Annotated in this window: 23 protein-coding genes; 11 read left to right on the top strand and 12 right to left on the bottom strand. The window is 71.0% G+C overall.

Annotation, left to right across the window (positions count from 1 at the left end; all coding sequences use genetic code 11):
* Positions 1 to 33 precede the first annotated feature (33 nt).
* Both QBE02_RS14485 and QBE02_RS14480 read right to left on the bottom strand, forming a co-directional pair.
* Positions 34 to 2,625: a DEAD/DEAH box helicase gene (locus QBE02_RS14485; RefSeq protein WP_279366345.1), complete on the bottom strand. Its 2,592-nt coding sequence runs from the start codon at positions 2,623 to 2,625 to the stop codon at positions 34 to 36.
* Positions 2,626 to 2,809: 184 nt separating this feature from the next.
* Positions 2,810 to 3,586: a hypothetical protein gene (locus QBE02_RS14480; RefSeq protein WP_279366344.1), complete on the bottom strand. Its 777-nt coding sequence runs from the start codon at positions 3,584 to 3,586 to the stop codon at positions 2,810 to 2,812.
* A gap of 90 nt (positions 3,587 to 3,676) precedes the next feature.
* Here QBE02_RS14480 and QBE02_RS14475 point away from each other — a divergent pair, with 90 nt between their 5' ends.
* The gene (locus QBE02_RS14475) at positions 3,677 to 4,711 is read left to right on the top strand and encodes an LLM class flavin-dependent oxidoreductase (RefSeq protein ID WP_056230183.1); all 1,035 of its coding nucleotides are present in this window, start codon (positions 3,677 to 3,679) and stop codon (positions 4,709 to 4,711) included.
* Positions 4,712 to 4,832: 121 nt separating this feature from the next.
* The gene (locus tag QBE02_RS14470; RefSeq protein ID WP_279366343.1) at positions 4,833 to 5,303 is read left to right on the top strand and encodes a GNAT family N-acetyltransferase; all 471 of its coding nucleotides are present in this window, start codon (positions 4,833 to 4,835) and stop codon (positions 5,301 to 5,303) included.
* Positions 5,304 to 5,378: 75 nt separating this feature from the next.
* Here QBE02_RS14470 and QBE02_RS14465 read toward each other — a convergent pair whose 3' ends face one another.
* Positions 5,379 to 5,654 (bottom strand): hypothetical protein, encoded by a 276-nt coding sequence (locus tag QBE02_RS14465; protein WP_279366342.1) that lies wholly within the window; start codon positions 5,652 to 5,654, stop codon positions 5,379 to 5,381.
* A gap of 223 nt (positions 5,655 to 5,877) precedes the next feature.
* Between QBE02_RS14465 and QBE02_RS14460 the strand changes: the two genes are divergently transcribed.
* Positions 5,878 to 7,044 carry a GNAT family N-acetyltransferase gene (locus QBE02_RS14460; protein ID WP_279366341.1) on the top strand — a complete coding sequence of 389 codons (1,167 nt, stop codon included), beginning with the start codon at positions 5,878 to 5,880 and terminating at the stop codon, positions 7,042 to 7,044.
* Between the two features lie 4 nt (positions 7,045 to 7,048).
* Here QBE02_RS14460 and yiaA read toward each other — a convergent pair whose 3' ends face one another.
* Positions 7,049 to 7,516, bottom strand: coding sequence for an inner membrane protein YiaA (yiaA, locus tag QBE02_RS14455; protein WP_279366340.1), 468 nt, complete (start codon positions 7,514 to 7,516; stop codon positions 7,049 to 7,051).
* Between the two features lie 206 nt (positions 7,517 to 7,722).
* On the opposite strand from yiaA, the gene QBE02_RS14450 reads away from it, so the two are divergent.
* Positions 7,723 to 9,036, top strand: coding sequence for an HNH endonuclease signature motif containing protein (locus QBE02_RS14450; RefSeq protein ID WP_279366339.1), 1,314 nt, complete (start codon positions 7,723 to 7,725; stop codon positions 9,034 to 9,036).
* Between the two features lie 93 nt (positions 9,037 to 9,129).
* Entirely contained in the window at positions 9,130 to 10,101 is a 972-nt protein-coding gene (locus QBE02_RS14445) for an NAD-dependent epimerase/dehydratase family protein (RefSeq protein ID WP_279366338.1), read from the top strand.
* Here QBE02_RS14445 and QBE02_RS14440 read toward each other — a convergent pair.
* The 5 genes from QBE02_RS14440 to QBE02_RS14420 all read right to left on the bottom strand — a co-directional run bounded on the left by QBE02_RS14440 (position 10,098) and on the right by QBE02_RS14420 (position 14,224).
* Complete coding sequence (locus tag QBE02_RS14440; protein ID WP_279366337.1) at positions 10,098 to 10,664, bottom strand: ribonuclease H family protein; 567 nt, start codon at positions 10,662 to 10,664, stop codon at positions 10,098 to 10,100. The two genes, QBE02_RS14445 and QBE02_RS14440, sit on opposite strands and share 4 nt — an antisense overlap.
* A gap of 90 nt (positions 10,665 to 10,754) precedes the next feature.
* A complete protein-coding gene (gene gnd, locus QBE02_RS14435; RefSeq protein ID WP_279366336.1) occupies positions 10,755 to 11,816 on the bottom strand; it encodes a phosphogluconate dehydrogenase (NAD(+)-dependent, decarboxylating) in 1,062 nt (353 codons plus the stop codon).
* An 86-nt stretch (positions 11,817 to 11,902) separates the two neighbouring features.
* Positions 11,903 to 12,406 carry a bifunctional nuclease family protein gene (locus QBE02_RS14430; protein ID WP_279366335.1) on the bottom strand — a complete coding sequence of 168 codons (504 nt, stop codon included), beginning with the start codon at positions 12,404 to 12,406 and terminating at the stop codon, positions 11,903 to 11,905.
* A gap of 37 nt (positions 12,407 to 12,443) precedes the next feature.
* A complete protein-coding gene (locus QBE02_RS14425) occupies positions 12,444 to 13,064 on the bottom strand; it encodes a response regulator transcription factor (RefSeq protein ID WP_279366334.1) in 621 nt (206 codons plus the stop codon).
* Positions 13,061 to 14,224 (bottom strand): sensor histidine kinase, encoded by a 1,164-nt coding sequence (locus QBE02_RS14420; protein WP_279366333.1) that lies wholly within the window; start codon positions 14,222 to 14,224, stop codon positions 13,061 to 13,063. The genes QBE02_RS14425 and QBE02_RS14420 overlap by 4 nt, the downstream gene beginning before the upstream one ends.
* Before the next feature lie 146 nt (positions 14,225 to 14,370).
* Here QBE02_RS14420 and QBE02_RS14415 point away from each other — a divergent pair, with 146 nt between their 5' ends.
* Positions 14,371 to 15,432 carry an ABC transporter permease gene (locus QBE02_RS14415; protein WP_279366332.1) on the top strand — a complete coding sequence of 354 codons (1,062 nt, stop codon included), beginning with the start codon at positions 14,371 to 14,373 and terminating at the stop codon, positions 15,430 to 15,432.
* Positions 15,429 to 16,124 carry an ABC transporter ATP-binding protein gene (locus QBE02_RS14410; RefSeq protein ID WP_279366331.1) on the top strand — a complete coding sequence of 232 codons (696 nt, stop codon included), beginning with the start codon at positions 15,429 to 15,431 and terminating at the stop codon, positions 16,122 to 16,124. The genes QBE02_RS14415 and QBE02_RS14410 overlap by 4 nt, the downstream gene beginning before the upstream one ends.
* Here QBE02_RS14410 and QBE02_RS14405 read toward each other — a convergent pair.
* Complete coding sequence (locus QBE02_RS14405; RefSeq protein WP_279366330.1) at positions 16,105 to 16,467, bottom strand: hypothetical protein; 363 nt, start codon at positions 16,465 to 16,467, stop codon at positions 16,105 to 16,107. The genes QBE02_RS14410 and QBE02_RS14405 overlap by 20 nt on opposite strands.
* Positions 16,468 to 16,697: 230 nt before the next feature.
* On the opposite strand from QBE02_RS14405, the gene QBE02_RS14400 reads away from it, so the two are divergent.
* Positions 16,698 to 16,979: a metal-sensitive transcriptional regulator gene (locus QBE02_RS14400; protein WP_056230224.1), complete on the top strand. Its 282-nt coding sequence runs from the start codon at positions 16,698 to 16,700 to the stop codon at positions 16,977 to 16,979.
* Positions 16,980 to 16,988: 9 nt separating this feature from the next.
* Positions 16,989 to 17,330: a heavy-metal-associated domain-containing protein gene (locus QBE02_RS14395; protein WP_279366329.1), complete on the top strand. Its 342-nt coding sequence runs from the start codon at positions 16,989 to 16,991 to the stop codon at positions 17,328 to 17,330.
* A 41-nt stretch (positions 17,331 to 17,371) separates the two neighbouring features.
* Here the strand turns inward: QBE02_RS14395 and QBE02_RS14390 are convergent, their stop codons facing one another.
* Positions 17,372 to 17,665: a hypothetical protein gene (locus QBE02_RS14390; protein ID WP_279366328.1), complete on the bottom strand. Its 294-nt coding sequence runs from the start codon at positions 17,663 to 17,665 to the stop codon at positions 17,372 to 17,374.
* Between the two features lie 100 nt (positions 17,666 to 17,765).
* Positions 17,766 to 18,311: a PadR family transcriptional regulator gene (locus QBE02_RS14385; RefSeq protein WP_279366327.1), complete on the bottom strand. Its 546-nt coding sequence runs from the start codon at positions 18,309 to 18,311 to the stop codon at positions 17,766 to 17,768.
* A 131-nt stretch (positions 18,312 to 18,442) separates the two neighbouring features.
* On the opposite strand from QBE02_RS14385, the gene QBE02_RS14380 reads away from it, so the two are divergent.
* Both QBE02_RS14380 and cydB read left to right on the top strand, forming a co-directional pair.
* Complete coding sequence (locus tag QBE02_RS14380; RefSeq protein WP_279366326.1) at positions 18,443 to 19,882, top strand: cytochrome ubiquinol oxidase subunit I; 1,440 nt, start codon at positions 18,443 to 18,445, stop codon at positions 19,880 to 19,882.
* A gap of 9 nt (positions 19,883 to 19,891) precedes the next feature.
* On the top strand, positions 19,892 to 20,923 hold the full coding sequence (gene cydB / locus QBE02_RS14375; protein ID WP_279366325.1) for a cytochrome d ubiquinol oxidase subunit II: 1,032 nt from the start codon (positions 19,892 to 19,894) through the stop codon (positions 20,921 to 20,923).
* Positions 20,924 to 20,928 lie beyond the last annotated feature (5 nt).

Genomic DNA, 20,928 nt, shown 5'->3' with positions numbered 1-20,928 from the left:
GGTCCCCCGGTTCCGACAGGGGCGGCCAGGGCGTCAGAGCCGCAGCACCTCGGTGACGCGCACGATCGCCGTGCCCTCCTCCTCGGAGGCGGCGAGGTCGACCTCGGCGCGGATGCGCCAGTCGTGGTCGCCGGCGGGGTCGTCGATGATCTGCTCGACGCGCCAGACGCCGTCAGAGGCCGACGACTCGTCGATGACGACGAGAGCGGAGGAACGCGCCGCTCCCCCGGTGCCGATCTCGTCGTGCTCGTCGAAGTAGCTGTCGAGGGCGCTCGGCCAGTCGACGTCGGGGTCGAGCTCGACGAGCTCGTCGTCGCGCTGCAGGGCGGCGAGCTGCACGCGGCGGAACATCTCGTTGCGCACGAGCACGCCGAACGCGCGCCGGTTGGTGAGGATCGACGGCGGAGCGGCAGGCACCACGGGGGCCGTGGGGTCGTCCGCGGGGTTGATGAGCTGCTCCCACTCGTCGACGAGGCTCGAGTCGACCTGCCGCACGACCTCGCCGAGCCACGCGATCAGATCGAGCAGGTCGGGGGTCTGCGCGTCGACCGGCACGGTCTGGCGGATCGCGCGGAACGCGTCGCTGAGGTAGCGCAGCACGAGGCCCTCGCTGCGCGCGAGCTGGTACAGCGAGACGTACTCGCCGAACGAGCACGCGCGCTCGTACATGTCGCGCACGACCGACTTCGGCGACAGCTCGAAATCGCGGATCCACGGCTGGCTCGAGGCGAACACCTCGTACGCCTGCGCGAGCAGCTCGTCGAGGGGCTTCGGCCAGGTGATCTCTTCGAGCAGTTCCATGCGCTCGTCGTACTCGATGCCGTCGCGCTTCATCGCCGCGACGGCTTCGCCGCGCGCGCGGAATTGCTGCTGCGACAGGATCGGGCGCGGGTCGTCGAGGGTCGACTCGATGACGCTGACGACGTCGAGCGCGTAGTGCCCGGTGCCGACCGAGGACGCCGGGGGCACGGCATCCGGTCCTCTCCCGAGCTCGACCTCGGGGTCGAGCATCTCGATCGCGGCGAGCGCGAACGGCGACAGCGGCTGATTGAGCGCGAAGTTCGGCTGCAGATCGACGGTCAACCGAATGCGCGAGTCGCCAGGAATCGTCGCTTCCGCACCGTCGGAAGCGACAGATTCTGGCGACTCGCGCGGGGGCAGGACCTCCACCACCCCGGCCTGCACGAGCGTGCGGAAGATCGCGATCGCGCGGCGGGCGAGCTCGTACTGGCGGGCGCGGGGCTCGTGGTTGTCGAAGACGAGCGAGCGGACGTTGCCGAACACGTCTCCGCCGCGCGCGATGACGTTGATGAGCATCGCGGCCGACAGCTTCATCTGCGGCACGAGCGGCTCGGGCTCGGCGGCGACGAGGCGATCGTAGCTCTGCTCGGTCCAGTTGACGAAGCCCTGCGGCGCCTTCTTGCGCACGATCTTCTTCTGCTTCTTGAGGTCGTCGCCGGCCTTGAGGATCTGCGCGGCGTTCTCGATCTCGTGATCGGGCGCCATGACGACGACGGTCCCCGCAGTGTCATAACCGGCTCGTCCCGCGCGCCCGGCGATCTGGTGGAACTCGCGCGCCGAGAGCTGTCGCATGCGCGTGCCGTCGTACTTGGTCAGCGCGGTCATGAGCACCGTGCGGATCGGCACGTTGATGCCGACACCCAGGGTGTCGGTGCCGCAGATGACGCGTAGCAGGCCGCGCTGCGCGAGCGTCTCGACGAGGCGGCGGTAGCGCGGCAACATGCCGGCGTGGTGCACGCCGATGCCCGCGCGCACGTAGCGTGACAGCGTCTTGCCGAAGCCGGTCGTGAAGCGGAAGCCGCCGATCGCCTCGGCGATCTCGTCGCGCTGCTCGCGGCCGATGATCCGGATCGACGACAGCGCCTGCGCGCGCTCCATGGCCGCGGCCTGCGAGAAGTGCACGACGTAGATCGGCGCCTGCTTCGTGTCGAGCAACTCCTGCACCGTCTCGTGCACGGGCGTGCGCGCGTACTCGAAGTGCAGCGGCACGGGGCGCTCGACGCCGGTCACCCGCGCCGTGGGCCGACCGGTGCGACGCGAGAGGTCGTCGGCGATGTCGGTGACATCTCCCAGGGTCGCCGACATGAGGATGAACTGCGCGCGGGTCAGCAGCAGCAGCGGCACCTGCCACGCCCAGCCGCGGTCGGCCTCGCCGTAGTAGTGGAACTCGTCCATGACGACCTGGTCGACGTCGGCGTCGGCCCCCTGCCGCAGGGCGAGGTTCGCGAGGATCTCGGCGGTGCAGCAGATGATCGGGGCGTCGGAGTTGACCGACGAATCGCCCGTGACCATGCCGACGTTCTCGGCGCCGAAGACGTCGACGAGGGCGAAGAACTTCTCGCTCACCAGGGCCTTGATCGGTGCGGTGTAGTACGTGCGTCCACCCCGGGAGAGGGATGCCGCGTGCGCGGCCACCGCGACGAGCGACTTGCCCGTGCCGGTCGGGGTCGACAGGATCACGTTCGCACCCGAGACGATCTCGATGACCGCCTCGTCCTGCGCGGGGTAGAGCGTGAGGCCGCGGGAGTTCGCCCACTCGACGAAGCCCAGGTACGCGGCATCCGGATCGGCGCCGACCGGAACGTGCTCGAGGAGGGGGGTCACTCCCCCAGCCTCTCATCCGCGGGGAGCCCGCGAACCCGCGGACGGGCCGCCCCTCTCGCGGACGCTGCCGTCGTCGTCGCGGGAGGCGCCGCAGTCGCGGGTGCAGCAGCCGCGCGCCGCAGTCGCGATCGCGTCAGCCGCGGGCGCCGCCGCAGTCGCGGTCGCCTCCGCAGTCGCGGTCGCGTCAGCCGCGGTCGCTGAAGACGCCGACGTTCTCGCCGTCGAACACGAACTGCATGCTCGTGCCGATCGGGAACCGCTGGATGAACGCATCGGGCATGCCGTCGGCGACGACGAACTGCACGGTCGCCGGGAACACCCCGGCCCCGCACCCGCCGTAGACGAAGTTGCCGCGGAATGCGCGGGTGTCGTCTTTACCCATCTCGTCGGCGTCCAGCAGGTAGAGGCAGGGAATGCGATTCTCGGTCGCGTCGGTCGGAGACCGACCCGTGAACGCGGCGATGCCGTAGTAGTTCTCGTAGGCGCGCTCCGCGCCGGTGCGCTGGCCGAACACCGGCGGCACCGCGGCGTCGGGGGCGGGCACGAGGGTGTCGACCTGCGGAGCGCCCGCCGCCGCGCTCACCGGGACGAGAGTCAGGCTCGCGGCCGTCGCTGCGCTGGCGAGGGCGGCCACCACCGCGAGGGAGGCCGCCCAGACCCAGAGCCGGCGTTTCGACCCCACGAGGGCGGGGCGCACCCGCGGGCCGTCGTCGCCGCCCTCGTCCTCTTCCTCGTCGCCGTCGCTCTCGCCGTCGGGGGCGACGAGAGCGGCCCGTGAGCCCGCGGCGGCGGCCGCGGAGGTCAACGGCACGCGCGGCGCGGGTGGCAGGCGATCCTGCCGTTCGAGATCCTCGAGCTCGCGCAGCCGCGCGACGGCGGTCGCGTCGTCGGCGATGTCGGCGTGGGGACCGTACGCTCTCGCGCGGAGCAGTCGCAGCTCCTCGCGCACGTCATCGTCCATGTCCTGAATGGTTCCACACCTGCACGGCGTCCGGGGTCGTGCGCGGTGTATGCGTGGGAATAGATCGCGCTCTGTCGCGTTGCACCCGATATGCGCTCCTTCGGCACACTCTCCTTCGGCCACTACGGCCCCCTCGGCGGCGGCCGCCAGCTCACCGCCGGCGACTCGATGCTCCAGGCGATCGATCTCGCCCAGGGCATGGACGACCTCGGGGTCAACGGCGTCTCGTTCCGCGTGCACCATTTCGCTCGCCAGCAGGCGGCCCCCATGCCTCTGCTCGCCGCCATCGCCGCCCGTACCTCGCGCATCGAGGTCGGCACCGGCGTCATTGACATGCGGTACGAGAACCCGCTCATGCTCGCCGAAGAGGCGGCATCCGTCGACCTCATCAGCGGCAACCGACTCGCCCTCGGCGTGAGCCGTGGGTCACCCGAGACGGTCGTCCGTGGCTACGAAGCGTTCGGATACACCGGCTCCGAAGACCCGCGCGGCGGCGACATCGCCCGCGAGCACTTCGACCTGTTCCTCCGCGCGATCGACGGCGAAGGGCTCGCCGAGCGCGACCCCCTGAGCCCCTTCGGTGGAGGCACAGGTCTTCAGCGCATCGAGCCGCACTCCCCGGGCCTCCGCACGCGCATCTGGTGGGGCGCCGGCACCACGGCGACCGCCGAATGGGCCGGACGCCTCGGCGTGAACCTCATGTCGTCGACCCTGCTCACCGAGGCCGACGGCACGCCCTTCGACCTGCTGCAGGCCCAGCAGCTCGACGCCTTCCGCGCCGCGTGGCGCGAGGCGGGTCACGAGGGCGAACCGCGCACCTCGGTCAGCCGCAGCATCTTCCCGATCGTGACGGCCGAAGACGAGATGTACTTCGGCGGCTCGGCTGGCAGCGACCAGATCGGCGTGATCGACGGCATGCGCTCGACCTTCGGCAAAACGTACGCGGCCACCCCCGACAAGCTCGTGGAGCAGCTGCAGAACGACGCCGCGGTGATGAGTGCCGACACGCTCATGCTCACGATCCCCTCGCAGATGGGTGTGGAGTTCAACCTGCGCCTCGTCGAGAACTTCGCGAAGCACGTCGCTCCCGCCCTCGGCTGGCAGTCGACGCTCGCGACGGTCTGAGCGAACCCCGAACGGACCCGGATGCCGATCGCCTCGGCATCCGGGTCCGTTCGGCGTTTCGGGGAGACGCGACCGTCGTCGTCACGCGCGGGACACCGCCGGCGGCTCGTACGGTAGGCGGGTGAGCGTCGTCATCCGCACTGCAAGCTTCCCCCGCGACGCAGGATCGGTCTCCGCGCTCGTCGGCGACTATCTGCGACGGACCGAGGCCGAGAAGGCGGAGCACGGACTCGTCGATCCGCACGCCGCGATGCCCGCCCGTTACACCCGTGAGATCGACGACCCCGCTACTGTCTTCGCCGACCACCGCGTGCTGGTCGCCGCGGTCGACGGCGTCGATCACGGAGTGCTGGCGGTCGGTTCCTCCGAAAGCGTGACCGAGATCTCCCGGTTCTGGGTGAGCCCCGACGCCCGCGGGCACGGGGTCGGGTCGGCGCTGCTGACGGCCGCGCTGCGCGGAGCGACGCGGCCGGTGCACCTCTCGGTGTGGGAGTGGCGCGAGCCCGCACTGCGGATGTACCGCACCGCGGGCTTCGGGGTCGTCCCGTCGTGGGACGAGCGACCGGGGCTCGTGTGCCTCGAGCTGCGGTGAGGTGAACCGCGCAGGCACCCGCCGGTCGGGCTCGTCAGCGCGCGGCGTCGGCGACCGTGTCGAGCGCGACCGGGATCACCGGTAGCCCGTCAGCCCCTGCGAGCGGGCGATCGTCTGCGACACGAGGTACTCACCCCACGCCACCGCGTACGCGCCGAGAGCGGTCCACACCCACGCGGAGGGCAGGATGCCGACGAGCCCGAGCAGCGCCGCGATCGTCAGCACGACGACGACAGCAAGGACCGGCACGATCGCCCGCGCGCCGATGACACCCGCGGAGGTACGCCAGATCACCAGCAACGCTCCCGCCGTCGCGACGAGGAGGATGACGGGGGTGAACCACGGCCCCAACGCGCCCATGGTGATCGCGGCGCCGACACCGGCGGTCGTGAGCGAAGCGGTGCGAAGGGTGCGGATCCTCGTCGGGGAGGGCGAAGCGGCGATGGGAGGCTCCTTCAGAGGGGCGGAAAATCCGGAGGGACGGGACGCCGTCAACAAAGGCGCGCGCCCGGCGTTTCCAGCGTACCCACGCCGCGATACGACTCCGCCGGGCGTTCGTGTCTACGGTGGGCGGGTGGGTATCTCTCTGACGCGCGCCGCCCTGTCCGAGCCGGACGACCGGGCCGCGCTGACGGCATTCCTCATCTCGAACACGTTCCCGTTCCACGTGCGCACGCGTCCGACCGCGGAGCAGGTCACGGAAGCCATCCGCGCGGGTTCGTGGGACGGCGACGACATCGAGACCTTCTGGATCGACGACGAGACGGACGGCCGCATCGGCGTGCTCCGTCTCGACGATCTCGACGACGCCACCGCGATGGTCGATCTGCGCCTCGCCGATGCGGCCCGGGGGCGCGGGCACGGTTCCGCCGCGCTTCGGATGGTCACCGAGCACGTCTTCGCCCAGCACCCCCGCGTCATCCGCCTCGAGGGTCAGACCCGCGAGGACAACGTCGCGATGCGCCGCGTCTTCGAACGCTGCGGGTGGGTGCGGGAGGCGTACTACCGCGACGGCTGGCCCGTCGAGGGCGGTGAGCCCGTGGCATCCGTCGCCTACAGCGTCTTGCGTCGCGACTGGGTGAGCGGGATTACGACACCGGTACCGCGCGGGCCCGAAGTAACCCTCACAGGCGAGCTGCGCTGCGCCGATGCCGTCGAGGCCGAGCGCGTGCGCGCCCACCTCGACGAACACCTCGCCCTCACCCGCGCCGAGGCGGGGTGCCTTTCATTCGACGTCACCCCGACCGAGACCGACGGCGTCTGGCGGGTGTCGGAGCGCTTCATCGACGAGGCTGCGTTCGACGCCCACCAGCGCCGTGTCGCGTCGAGCACGTGGGGACGCGAGACCGCGGGGATCCAGCGCTCCTCCGTCATTCGCGGGAGGGCTCTGGATGCCGATGCCCTCATCGCCACGGCCTGGGCCGCCGAACAGATGCTGCTTCACCCGGCCGTGCGCGCGCATGCGGGAGAGCTCGAGCGGCTTCTCGATCCCGACTTCGTGGAGATCGGTCAGTCCGGTCGCCGATGGACGCGGGACGAGATCATCGCCGCACTTCGAGAAGAACCGGGGGCCGACCCTTCGCCCGCCATCGAAGAGCGAGCCGCACGGGTGCTCGGACCCACCACCGTCCTGCTCACCTATCTGCTGAGATTCGAGGACCGTGTCAGCCGCCGGTCGTCCCTCTGGCGGTGCGACCCCGCACCGCGGTGCCTGTTCCACCAGGGGACGCCGGTCGGCTGACGCCTCACCCCATGGTCGGGTAGCCGGTGGGCTCGACGGGCGCGGTGTCGGGGTGGACGTTGCGGAACGCGGCGAGGTCGCGCACGTTCTTCTGCACCGCCACGACGGCGAACAGGCTCATGGCAAATCCAATGCCATAGAACCCCTTTTCCGACAGGAGGAGTTCGGCGTTCCAGAGCCCGACGGACATGAGGGCGAGGGCGACGAGCAGCATTCCCCACGCGACGCCGAGGTAGGCGCCGGTGACCGGGATGTCTTCGGCGCGGTCGCGCACCGCCTTCTGCACCGAGATGGCGGCGAACAGCCCGAGGAGGAACACCGAGAGGTAGAAGCCCTTCTCGGCGAGCGTCATGTGCGCGTTGTACAGGCCGATGAAGTACACCGAAGCACCCAGCCCCAGCGCCACCCACGAGGCCCCCACGAACGCTCCGGTCGGGCGGCCGAGCATCTGCTGTGTGTGGATATCCGTCATCTTTCCCACCCCTTCGTCGGGTCCCCTGACGGGGACGTATGCCGTGGCGGAGAAGCTAGCGGAAGGTTCATGCCGAAAACGCCATGCGGCGTGTTCTGTGGATGAATCGACCTCCTCAGACCGATTCGCGACCAGCTCGCGCCTACCCATCGCCGGCGCCGGGCGAGGGCGGGAGCAATGTCGGAGGTTGGTGGAAGCATGTCTACATGAGCCACCCCGCCGCTTCTCCGCACGAGGCGGACGACGCGGTGCTCGACGACGTGGTCACCTCCCTCGTTCGGATCGAGGCGGCGATCTCCGCGTTCGAGGCGGAACGGTTCCGACAGCTGGCGCGCGCGCATGCCGTCGCTGCGGGGCGAAGCGCTCACCGACCCCGCTCCGTTCAGGAGCGCGAAACCGTCCTGCGGTCGATCGCCGCCGAAGTGGGCGTCGCGCTGCGGTGGCACGACCGCACGGCGCAGCGCCGCATCACCGAGGCCGGCGCACTGGTCGAGGACTTCCCCACGACGGTGACCGCGCTCGAGGCGGCGAAGATCACGGCGCGGCACGCCGAGGTGATCCGCGAGGTCGGGGCACCCCTGCTCGAACCGGAGAGCCGCCGGGAGTTCGAGCGCCGCGTCCTGACTCGCGCAGAGCGCGACACGGTCGCCGGCACTCGCGCCTTCGCCCGGGCGGTCGCCGAAGAGCTGGAACCTCGCTCGATCACGGAGCGCCACCACGACGCGGTGGACACACGTCGCGTCTGGGTCGACGACGACATCGACGGGATGGCGCAGCTCGGCGTGATCGACAGCGCGGCGAAGATCCGGGCGATGTTCGACCGACTCACGCGACAGGCGCGCGCCGTGCGCCGGGTCGTCGATGCGGGCGGCGGAGAGATCGGCGTCACCGACACCCGGTCGATCGAGCAGACGCGCGCCGACCTGCTGTGCGACCTCGTGCTCGGCGGTCGACCGGTCATCGACCCGACGCACGCGCACCTCCCGGGAGGGTTGGGAGCGATCCGGGCGGAGGTCTCGGTGGTCATCCCGGTGTTGACCGCCGTCGGCGCCAGCGAGCGCGGCGCGATGCTCGACGGGTGCACCCCCGTCGACGCCGATACGGCGCGCCACCTCCTCGCCGAAGCACCGGGGTGGGAGCGCTTGCTCACCGACCCGGTCACGGGCGTGGTCCTCGGGGTCGACCGTTACCGTCCGACTCCGGCGATGCGTCGCTTCGTGCGCCTCCGCGACGTGCACTGCCGCTTTCCCGGATGCCGTCAGCCCGCCCGCCGCTGCGAGATCGACCACAACCACGATCATGCGAAGGGCGGTCGGACGAGGCTCTGCAACCTCGCGTGCCTGTGCAAGCGTCACCACGTCCTCAAGACCGAGACCCCCTGGACGGCCGCCCAGCAGCCGGACGGCAGCATCGTGTGGACGAGCCCGCTCGGGCGCCGCACCACCGACCCGCCCGAACGTCGGGTCGCCTTCGCGCCCGACCTCGATCCTCACCCCGACCCCGACCCCCCGCCGTTCTGAGCACGTTCGCGCCCTCCGCCAGCCGACGCCGCTCCCTCCGCCGAGCGCGAACACCGTCGCCTCTCCCCCACCTCGGGTGATTGGCTGACCCGCATGGGACGCATCCTCATCCTCGGCGGGACCGCGTGGCTCGGCCGCGCCATCGCGACGCACGCCGTCGCACAGGGTGCCGAGGTCACCTGCCTCGCCCGCGGCGAATCCGGCGACGCCGCACGCGGCTCCCGGCTGGTCCGCGCCGACCGGGCACAGCCCGGCGCCTACGACGAGGTCCGACACGAGTGGGACCAGGTCGTCGAGCTCTCGTGGGACCCGGGGTTCGTGGCATCCGCCCTCGACGCCCTGGCCGATCGGGCGGCGCACTGGACCCTCGTCTCAAGCGTCTCGGTGTATTCCCGCTCCGACATACCCTTCGCCGACGAGACGGCGGAGCTCGTGGAGCCGACCGATCTCGGACGGTACGCGGATGCCAAGGTGCACGCCGAACGGATCACCTCGGCCCGGCGCGGGGACCAGGCGCTCCTGGCGCGGGCCGGACTCATCGTGGGGCCGGGCGACCCCACCGATCGCTTCGGCTACTGGCCCGCACGCTACGCCCGCGGCGGGCGGGTCCTCGCGCCCGAGTCGACAGGTCGTCACGTCCAAGCGATCGACGTGGACGACCTCGCCGCGTGGATCGACCTCGCCGGCCGCACGGGCATCACGGGTCCGGTCAACGCGGTCGGCGAGGAGCTCCCCCTCGCCGCGGTGCTCGCGGCGGCCCGCGACGCGGCCGCTCACGACACACCGGGAACGCCGACCGAGACCGTCACGCTCGACGACGACATTCTCACCGCGCGGGGCGTCGCCTACTGGGCCGGGCCGCGCTCGCTGCCCCTGTGGCTACCCGAGAACGCGGGAGGTTTCGCGCGCCGCAGTGACGCTACCTTCGTGGCATCCGGAGGGCGTCGCCGCTCTCTCGCCGAGACGATGCGCCGCACGCTCGACGACGAGCGCGAACGCGGACTGGACCGCCCCCGCCGAGCGGGACTCACCCCCGCCGAAGAGGCCGAGGTCCTCAGCGCCTAGCGCCCGTTGCGGTCGGCTGCGGAGCGGGGAGGTGCCGACGAGACCTCGAGCTTGTCGAGACCGCGCAGCGAGGTCCAGATGAGCTCCTCGCCCTTGGCGGCGTGCTGAGACGCCCGCACCGCGCGCTCGTCGGCCCACGAGTTGAGTACGTGACCCGAGTGTCCGCGCACGTGCTCGAGCACGACGTCGGGGAGCCCCGCGGCCCGCCGCGCATCGCGCGCCGCGATCAGCGCCTCGAGGATGCCCTGGTTGGCGACCGGCTTCTTCGCGCTCGTGACCCAGCCGCGACGGCGGTGGCCGTCCATCCACTTCGTGTACGTGTCGATCGCGTACTTCGAGTCGGCCTGCACGACGAGCTCGCGCACGTCGGAGTGATCTGTGATGGCGTACAGCAGACCGAGCAGCTCGCCGATGTTGTTGGTGCCCTCGGGGATGGACCCTGCCGCCCAGTGTCCGTCTTCGCCGACCCAGGCCCACCCGGCGGGGCCGGGGTTGCCCTTGCACGCGCCGTCTGTGGCGACGACGTAGCGGTCGGAGGACGCGGGCGACTCGGTACTGCTCATCCCTCTAGTCTCCCCCGGAGCGCCGCGCACGAACGACGACGCCCCCGCCGACGGTCCGATCGACCGGCGACGGGGGCGAGGGCGTCCACGTCAGTCGCGGCCGCTCTCGGCCTTCTTCTGACCGGCCTCGAGCACGTCGCCGGCGGGCAGCTCCTGGTGCCCGCCGAACTGCAGACGCATCGCCGAGAGCACCTGATTGGCGAAGTGGTCCTCGCCGCGCGAGGCGAAGCGCTCGAACAGCGACGCCGCCAGCACCGGCACGGGCACGCCCGTGTCGACCGCCGCCTTGACCGTCCAGCGACCCTCTCCCGAGTCGGACACCCGTCCGGCGAGGCCGTCGAGCGTCGGGTTCTGCGCGAGCGCGGCGGCGGTGAGGTCGAGCAGCCACGACGAGATGACCGAGCCGCGGCGCCAGAGCTCCGTGACCCGGGCGGTGTCGATGTCGAACTGGTAGAACTCCGGCTCTTCGAGCGGCGCGACCTCGGCGGAGTGCTCGCCCTGGTGCAGCCCCGCGTCGGCGTTGTTCAGCACGTTGAGCCCCTCGGCGAGAGCGGCCATGATCCCGTACTCGATGCCGTTGTGAACCATCTTCACGAAGTGACCGCTGCCGGAGGGGCCGCAGTGCAGGTAGCCGCGCTCCTCGGTCGTGTAGTCGCCGGTGCGCCCGGGCGTGCGCTCGACCTCCCCCGGTCCGGGCGCGATCGTGCGCAGGACGGGTTCGAGATGCGCGACGGCTTCGTCATGGCCGCCGACCATCAGGCAGTACCCGCGCTCGAGACCGAACACGCCACCGCTGGTGCCCACGTCGACGTAGTGGATGCCGCTGTCGTCGAGCTTCTTCGCCCGGCGCACGTCGTCACGGTAGTTCGAGTTGCCGCCGTCGATGATGATGTCGCCCGGCTCGAGCACCTCGGCGACCTCGTCGACGACCTTTCCGGTGAGACCGGCGGGGATCATGAGCCAGACGGCGCGGGGCTTCTGCAGCTTTGATGCGAGGTCCGCGATGCTCGTCGCCCCGGTCGCCCCCTCCGCGACCAGGGAGGCCACGGCATCCTGATTCACGTCGAACACGACGCAGTCGTGACCGTCTCTCATGAGTCTGCGGACGATGTTGGCGCCCATTCGTCCGAGTCCGACCATGGCGAGTTGCATTGGTTCCCCGTTCGTCGTGGATCACGGACCGCGGCACGCGGCCCTTCCGCGAGTCTAGGAGCGTGCGGAGGCACCCGGGATCGGTGCTAGCCCTGGAAATCGTCGGGATCGACGTGGTCGAGGAACCTGCGGAATTCCTCCACGCGGTCCTCGTCGGCCCCGTCCCCGTCGAGCTCCACGGCGTCGTCGGGGACTCCGGCCTCGTCGAAGACGGCATCCGCTACGAGGATCGGCGCATCGGCACGGGCGGCGAGGGCGATGGCATCCGAGGGGCGGGAGTCGAACGTGCGGGGCCCGACCGGGGTGTTCAGCAACACGCGCGCGTGGAAGGTCCCCTCGTCGAGATGGGTGATCTCCACCCGGTCGACCGACGCGGACAGCTCGCCGAGCATCGCGGTCATGAGATCGTGCGCGAGGGGGCGCGGCGATCCCGTGCCCTCGATCGCGACGAGGATCGACATCGCCTCCTGCGGTCCGATCCACACCGGCAGCACCCGGTCGCCTTCGATCGCGGTGTCGACGGACTTCAACAGGATGACGTGCTGTTGCGCGGGATCGAGCGCGACCCCGACGACGCGCACCCTGATCATGGGGCCATCGTAAAGGCCCGCGCACCCGCGTGAAGGATCAGCGCAGGATGCCGAGGGCTCGAGCCGCCGAGACGGCGGCGGTGCGAGAAGAGACGCCGAGCTTGGAGAACACGTGCGCGAGGTGCGACTTCACCGTCGCGTCGGTGATGTGCAGGCGCGCGGCCACCTCGGCGTTCGAGGCGCCTCGCGCGACGAGACGCACCACCTCGATCTCGCGCACCGACAGGGTCACCCGCGGCTCGCGCAGACGGGCGAGGAGGCGCCCCGCGATCGCCGGGGCCAGAGCGCTCTGGCCGGCCGCAGCGGCACGGACGCCGGCGAGGAGCTCGTGCGGCGGGGCGTCCTTGAGCAAGTACCCGCTGGCTCCCGCCTCGACGGCGCCGAGGATGTCGCCGTCGGTGTCGTAGTTCGTCAACACGAGCACGTACGGCGGCGCAGCGAGCGCCCGCACCCGTCGGGTGGCCTCGGCTCCCGCCGCCCGCTCGCCGAACTGCAGGTCCATCAGCACGAGCTCCGGCGCGAGCGACGCGGCGAGGGCGACGGCCTCGTCGGCGGTGGCCGCCTCGCCCACCACCTCGATGTCGGCTTCGGCGTCGAGCAGAGCGCGCACACCCGCCCGCACCACCGGGTGGTCGTCGGCGATCACGACGCGGATCATGCCGCCCCTCCCGGAAGGACGACGGTGATGGTCGATCCCTCGCCGGGCGCGCTGTCCACATCGAGCACGCCGTCGAGCTGGTCGACGCGCTCGCGCATGGCGCGCAGCCCGAAGGAGTCCGTCCCGGATGCCGCCTGCTCGGCGCCGCTCGCGTCGAACCCGACGCCGTCGTCGCTGATGGTCAACCGTGCTCCTCCTGCCTGCGGGACGAGTCGGATGCGCACGCAGCGCGCCCGCGCGTGCTGGGCCACGTTGGCGAGGGCCCCTTGCGCGATGCGGAGCAGGGCGGTCTGGGCGTCCATCGGCAGCGAGACCGCGGCATCCACCTCCACCTCCACGTCGATGCGCTCGCGAGTGCCCCAGCCGGCGGCGAGACGCTCGAGGGCGGAGCCCAGGCCGCGATCGAGGCTCGGCGGAGCGAGCTCGCGGATAAACCGACGCGTCTCGGCGAGACCGTCGGCGGCCGTCTGGCGTGCGAGGCGCACGTGCGCGATCCCGGGGCCGTCGGCGTCGGCCCGCTCCGCCGCGTGCAACAGCATCTGAATGCTCGACAGCCCCTGGGCGACGGTGTCGTGCAGTTCGCGGGCGAGTCGCGCGCGTTCGGCGAGCGTCCCCTGCTCGCGCTCGGCGGCGGCGAGCCGACCGCGCGTGGCGATCAGTTCGGACATGAGCGCCTCGCGCTCCGCGGCCCGCCTCTCCAGAGCCCCGTAGCCCAGGCCGATCAACAGCGCCACCCCCGCCCCGACGACCGGACCGACGACCCCGCCCACGGTGAGCCCCCCGTGCACGGCGAAAGCGGCGATCGTGAGGGCCGTGGTGCCGACGACGGCGAGCGGTCCGGCCGCCCCCTTCAGGACGTGCAGGTACAGGAAGAACAGGGGGAACACGAGGTACGCCGCTTCGGGCACGAGCCACACCAGCGCCGCCCACACCACCGTGAGCGCCACCACCCACACGACGCTGCGCCGCGAGCGCCCCGAACGCGCGACCCAGAGCCCCGCGAGGTACACGACCCCCAGCACGCCGGCGAGCACGAGGGCGAGCAGCGATCCGTTCGTCAGCAGGACGCGCGCGACGACGAGGGCGAGCAGGCCCCCGAAGAGGGCGTGCAGGCCCACGCGCAGCCCCGTGAAGACGGGGGCGAGGGGTCGATGGCTCATGTCACGCTCCAGGCTACGGATGCCCGGACTCAGGCGGATCATCCGAAAGGTGGAGAGAGAGTTCGCCCACCCCGCTGATGACCGCGAGCGCGCCCCTGGCGAGGCTGGAACGGTGCCGGCGAGAGTCGTCGGCGGAAGGAGGCGACGTGTACGTCGCATGGCGCGATCTGCGGTTCGCCCGCGGGCGATTCGCCCTCATCGGGGCGGTCGTCGCCCTCATCACCCTGCTCGTCGGCTTCCTCTCGGGGCTGACGGGCGGCCTCGCCGCTCAGAACGTCTCGGGCGTGCTCGCCCTCCCCGGGGACCGGCTGGTGCTGCACCCGGTCGACGGCGCGAGCGCGACCTTCGCGGACTCGGCCATCGAGGCCGACACCGTCGCCGCCTGGCGCGCGGCGCCCGGAGTCGACACGGTCACCCCCGTCGGCATCACGCAGATCCGGGCCGAGGGTCCCGGCGCCTCGACCGCCGTCGCCCTTTTCGGCCTCGACGCGGGTACGGCCTTCGGCGCCCCGCGCCGCGACGACGAGGTCGACCTGTCGGCGGGCGCCGCGAAGGCGCTCGGGGCGGCGGTCGGCGACGACGTGTCGATCGCGGGCTCGTCGTACCGCGTGGCCGCGATCCAAGGTGACGAGTGGTACAGCCACACGCCCGTCGTCGCGCTCAGCACGGCGGCCTGGACGACCCTCGCCCAGCGTCTGGGTGGGACGGGGCAGCCGACGGTGCTCGCCGTCACCGGCTCCCCCGCGTGGGATTCCGTGGCCGCCGACACCGGCACCACGGCATCCACCCCCTTGGCGAGTCTCACGGCGCTGTCGACGTTCCGTTCCGAGATCGGTTCGCTCGCGCTGATGATCGCGATGCTCTTCGGCGTCTCGGCCCTCGTGGTCGGAGCCTTCTTCACCGTGTGGACGATGCAGCGCTCGGCCGACATCGCCGTCCTCAAGGCCCTCGGCGCGAGCACCCCCGCCCTCGTGCGCGATGCCCTCGGTCAGGCGTCGGTGGTCCTCGCCATCGGGGTCGGGGTGGGGATCGGTCTGACCGCCCTGCTCGGAGCCGTCGCCGCCGGCTCCCTGCCCTTCGTCCTCAGTCCGCTGACGACCCTCGCGCCCGCGGCGGTCATGATCGCGCTCGGCCTGCTCGGCGCGGCCGTCTCCCTGCGCACCGTCACTTCGTCCGACCCTCTCACCGCCCTCGGGAGCACCCGATGATCCTCCTCGACGACGTCACCCTGACCTACCCCGACGGAGACGCCCGCGTCACCGCCGTCGACCGCGTCACGCTGGAGGGACGGCCGGGCATCGTCACCGGCATCACCGGTCCCTCGGGATCGGGCAAATCCAGCCTGTTGGCCCTCGCCGCCACCCTGATCCGTCCCGACTCGGGGCGGGTGATAGTCGACGGGACGGATGCCACGAGGCTCAGCGCTTCAGGAGCGGCGGCGCTGCGAGGGGACCGCATCGGGATCGTGTTCCAGCAGCCGCAGCTGCTGCCCGCCCTCACCGCCCGCGAGCAGCTGCGGGTGATGGCGGAGCTCGGGGGCCCCGGCCGGCGCGAGCGCCGCGCTCTCGTGCGCTCGCGGGTCGACGACCTGTTGGAGGCCGTCGGACTCGGCGCCGTCGGGGACCGTCGTCCCGCCCAGCTCTCGGGGGGCCAGCGCCAACGCGTGGCGATCGCCCGTGCCCTCGTGCATGAGCCGCGAGTGCTGCTGGTGGACGAGCCGACGAGCGCCCTCGACAGCGCCCGCGGCGCCGAGATCATGGCATTGCTGTCGCGACTGACACGCGAGCGCGAGACGGCGACCCTTCTGGTGACGCACGATCTGGTGCACGCCGAGGCCCTCGACGAGATGGTCGAGGTCGTCGACGGGCGGGCAGCCCTGGTCACCAGCCGTAGGCGTTGAACCACGCGCGACGGCGATCGGCCTCGGTGCGCGACTCGTCACCGCGCCAGGAGTCGTGCGGCTCCAAGAGGCCCTCGCCGTCGCGGGTCACGAACGCCCAGCAGACGGGGCACAGCGCGCGCCCTCCGGGGAACCCGTCGTCGAGGACCGGGGCGGGCTCGGCGGGGGTCCCGGCCGCGGCGCACTCCGGCGGGTCCGCCTGCAGGTCGTTCCACAGCAGGCGTCCGCCGGTGCGGTGGTGAAGGCCGCGGTGGCCGTCCTCACGGGTGCAGATCTCGCCGTTTCTTCGGCTGAGGCACAGCCTCCGGGCGGCGCCCGGAAGCGCTGCCAGTGTTCGCGTCATCCTTCGATTCTCGCCGCTGCGAGCGCAGCGGGGGCAGGTGCGGGATGCGCACGGGGCGATGGGGGCCGGTGGGGAAGGGATCGGCGGTCATCGCTGACCACCACCGGTGCGACGAGAGAACATGTCGACCTCCTGATGGTTCGACCATCCGCCCGCGAGCCGAGGATTCCGAGGGGGTTGACAGGACCGGGGACGGTGCTAGGCATACCCCACGGGGGTATCATCGGGGCATGCACGGATACGAGGGCCACAAGGACGACCTCCTCAAGCGCCTGCGACGGGCCGAGGGCCAGGTGCGCGGCATCGCGCGCATGGTCGACGACGACCAGTACTGCATCGACATCCTCACCCAGGTCTCGGCGGTGACGAAGGCGCTCGAGAATGTCGCCCTCTCCCTGCTCGACGATCACCTGTCCCACTGCGTCGCCGAAGCCGCCGCGCAGGGCGGCCCCGTCGCGGAAGAGAAGCTCAAAGAAGCCAACCAGGCCATCGCCCGGCTGGTCCGCTCGTAAGGAGAACCCATGACCGAACAGCGCCTCGACCTCGGCCTCACCTCGCCCCGCTCCTCCGGCGGCGGCTGCGGCGACGGATGCGGGTGCGGCCACGGGGCCGCGGCATCCCCCGCCTCCCCCTCCCGCGCGGACGCGGGGGCGTCGACGGTCCTCCGCGTCGAAGGGATGACCTGCGACCACTGCGTGCGCGCGGTGACCGAAGAGCTCAACGCCCTCGACGGCGTGGAGGTCGTCGACATCGACCTGCGCGCGGATGACGCGTCGCTCGTGCGCATCACCTCGACGGGCGCGGCCGACGAGACCGCCCTGAGCGCCGCGATCGACGAAGCGGGCTACACGCTCATCCGCTGACCGAGGACGCACCGACGACCGGCGTCACCACGCAGGCGGACTCAGAGGACGTGACGCACCAGGGCGTCGACCGCCGCGTGGAAGGTCATGTGCTGCGACACCTCGACGGCGCGGTCGTAGCGCGGGCCGCCAAGCGCCACGAAGACGGCACCGACGACCTCGACGTACCCGACGATGTACCCCTCGCGGGCGACCTCGTACAGGTCGAGGTCGATGCGCGTCCACGGGATCTCGGTAAGAGCGGGCGGGGCCGCGAGCGGTGTCGCCCCGGCCTTCGCCGCCGCGCGGGCAGCCTTCGACAATCCCGGTCGACTGAGGGGTGCTTCCATGACCATGCGAGAACTCCTTGGGTCGTACCGGGGTGTTCTCACAGTGCGCTGTCGACCCCTGATCCGCTCCTCCCTTGACGGGATGGCGAAACGGCGATACGCCCGGTCAGACGGCGCTGCGCGCGGGTCGTCCGCGGCGCGGACGGTCCTCGGACAGGTCGAAGGACTCCGCTCCGGCGGCGAGCTCCTCGACCTCGTCGAGCCAGCGCAGGTCTGCCTCGAGCCTCTCGCGGCGCGCTGCGCGCACGATCGCCGCGGGCACGGCATCCGGCAGCTCCTCGTCGACCTCGGCGAGCGCCGCGCGGGTCGCGTCGCGTTGCACCGACAGGATGCCGGGGACATCGGCCCCGGGGAGCGTCACCGCCAGCGCGATCTTGAGGGCGACGTCGTCGCGACCCTCGACCAGCGAGGCACCGGACAACCAGGCTCGCGCCTCGCCCCGGCCGTCGTCCGTCAGGTCCCAGAGCACTCGCGCCTCGTCGTCGATGCCGGCCCCCTGGACCAGACCGTCGCGCTCGAGGCGTTCGAGGGTGGTGTACACCTGCCCGACGTTGACCCGGGCCCCCGTGCGCCGTTCGTACTCCGCGCGCAGCTGCGAGCCGTAGCAGGCGCCGCGATCGAGGATCGCGAGCAGGCTCAGACGAACGGACACGACGCCTCCTGGCGGGTCTGAAATGACTTGCCGAGTATATCGTTCGACGCCGAGGGATCCCCCGACGCGCCGCAGACCCCCGGCGTAGCATGTGGTCTGACCACACAATCTGGTTCGATCGGAGGCTCCTGATGGAGTGGCTCGACCCCCTCGCCCTCGCCCGCTGGCAGTTCGGGTTGACGACGCTGTACCACTTCCTCTTCGTGCCCCTGACCCTCGGGATGTCGCTCGCCGTGGCGATCTTCCAGACGGTCTGGTACCGCACGGGGGACGTGCGGTGGCTGCACATCACGCGCTTCTTCGGGAAGGTCTTCCTGATCAACTTCGCGATGGGCGTGGTCACCGGCATCGTCCAGGAGTTCCAGTTCGGCATGAACTGGTCGGCCTACTCCCGCTTCGTCGGCGACGTCTTCGGCGCCCCGCTCGCCTTCGAGGGTCTGCTCGCCTTCTTCCTCGAGGCCACCTTCATCGGCCTCTGGATCTTCGGGTGGGACAAGCTCCCCCGCCTCGCACACCTCGCGAGCATCTGGATGGCGTCGATCGGCGCCACCCTGTCGGCGTACTTCATCATCGCCGCCAACGCCTTCATGCAGAACCCGGTCGGGTACCAGATGTCGGCGGACGGTCACCGCGCCGAGCTCGTCGACTTCTGGGCCATGCTCACCAACCCCGTGGCCCTCGCGGCCTTCCCCCACACGATCTTCGCGGGCTGGATGTTCGCGGCCATGGTCATCGTCGCCGTCTCGGCCTGGCACATGGCACGCGGGCGCAACACCGAGATGATGCGAAAGACGCTCCGCTTCGGACTGTGGTCGACGGTGGTGTCGTTCGTCCTCGTCGCGATCGTCGGCGACCAGCTGAGCCTCGTGATGGTCGCGACCCAGCCGATGAAGATGGCGGCAGCCGAAGCGACCTTCAACACCGTCTGCGGGCAGGATGCCTCGTTCTCGATCTTCACGCTCGGCACGCCCGACGGAACGAGCGAACTGTTCAGCATCCGCGTGCCGTTCCTGCTCAGCATCCTGTCGACGCACTCGCTCGACGGCTGCGTCGAGGGCATCAACGACCTCAACACCCTGTACAGCCAGCAGATGTTCCCCCAGTTCGCCGACCAGGTCGACGGCAACTTCGCCCCCGTGCTGTGGGTCACCTACTGGGCATTCCGCTGGATGATCGCCCTCGGCGGCATCGCGGCGCTCGTCAGCGTCGTGGGCCTGTGGGTCACCCGCAAGAAGGCCACGCGCCCCGTCGCCGGCTGGATGTGGCGCATCGCGATCTGGGCCGCTCCCCTGCCGATGCTCGCGAGCCTCGTCGGGTGGGTGTTCACCGAGATGGGCCGTCAGCCCTGGATCGTGTTCGGCCTGATGCTCACGCAGGACGGCGTCTCGCCGAGCGTGCCCGGCTGGAGCGTGCTGATCTCGCTCGTCGCCTTCACCCTCGTCTACCTCACCCTCGCGATCGTCGAGTTCGGTCTCATCGTGAAGTTCGCGCAGAGGGGCCCCGAGCCGCTGCCCGACCCCGATGCCGAACACGACGACTCGGTCGAGAACACCCCGACCACGGTCTACTAGGAGCCCCTCATGGACCTCGCATACCTCTGGTTCTGGATCGTCGCCTTCCTCTTCGTCGGCTACTTCGTGCTCGACGGTTTCGACTTCGGCGTCGGCATGTCGATCCCGTTCCTCGGCAAGGACGACATCGCCCGCCGGCAGATCATCAACACGATCGGCCCCGTGTGGGACCTCAACGAGACCTGGGTGATCGTCGCCGGCGCCGCCCTGTTCGCCTCGTTCCCCGAGTGGTACGCGACCCTGTTCAGCGGGTTCTACCTGCCGCTGCTCGCGATCCTCATCGCCCTGATCGCCCGCGGCGTCTCGTTCGAGTACCGCCACCAGCGCGACTCGCTGAAGTGGAAGCGCGCGTTCGACCGGATGATCTTCTTCGGCTCGGCCGCCCCGGCGTTCCTGTGGGGCGTCGCCTTCGCCAACATCGTGCAGGGCGTCCCCCTCGACGCCGACCACGAGTACGTCGGCACCGTGCTGACGCTGCTCAACCCCTACGGCATCCTGGGCGGGCTCACGACCCTCACCCTGTTCTTCGTGCACGGGGTGTACTTCGTGGCCCTCAAGACCGACGGCCAGGTGCGCGCCGACGCCCGCTCGCTCGCGAAGAAGGCGGGAGTGCTGACCATCGCGCTGGCCGCCCTGTTCCTCGGCTGGACGATCGTGAACGCCGCGAATGCGGAGGCGCCCCTGCTCCTCGGTGTCGTCGCCCTGGCCGGTGTCGCCGCCCTGACCCTCATCGGGTCGTGGGTCGCGAACCTCCGTGATCGCGAAGGCACCGCCTTCACCCTCGGAGCCGTGACGATCGTCGCCGCCGTCGCAGCCCTGTTCTTCGCCCTGTTCCCGAACGTCATGCCCTCGACGCTCGCCGCGGGCTCGAGCCTCACGATCGACAACGCCTCGAGCACCGACTACACGCTCACGATCATGAGCTGGGCGGCGCTGATCTTCCTGCCGCTGATCCTGGCGTACCAGGGCTGGACGTACTGGGTGTTCCGCAAGCGCGTCACCCGCGCCCGCATCGAGAAGGCCGCGCTCGTCGCCCACTGAGACCG

It is taken from the genome of Microbacterium testaceum (genome assembly GCF_029761935.1).
In the GTDB taxonomy this organism is placed as follows: Bacteria; Actinomycetota; Actinomycetes; order Actinomycetales; family Microbacteriaceae; genus Microbacterium; species Microbacterium testaceum_A.
The sequence above is the reverse complement of the archived record's forward strand: the minus strand, read 5'-3'. Positions and strand labels throughout refer to the sequence as shown.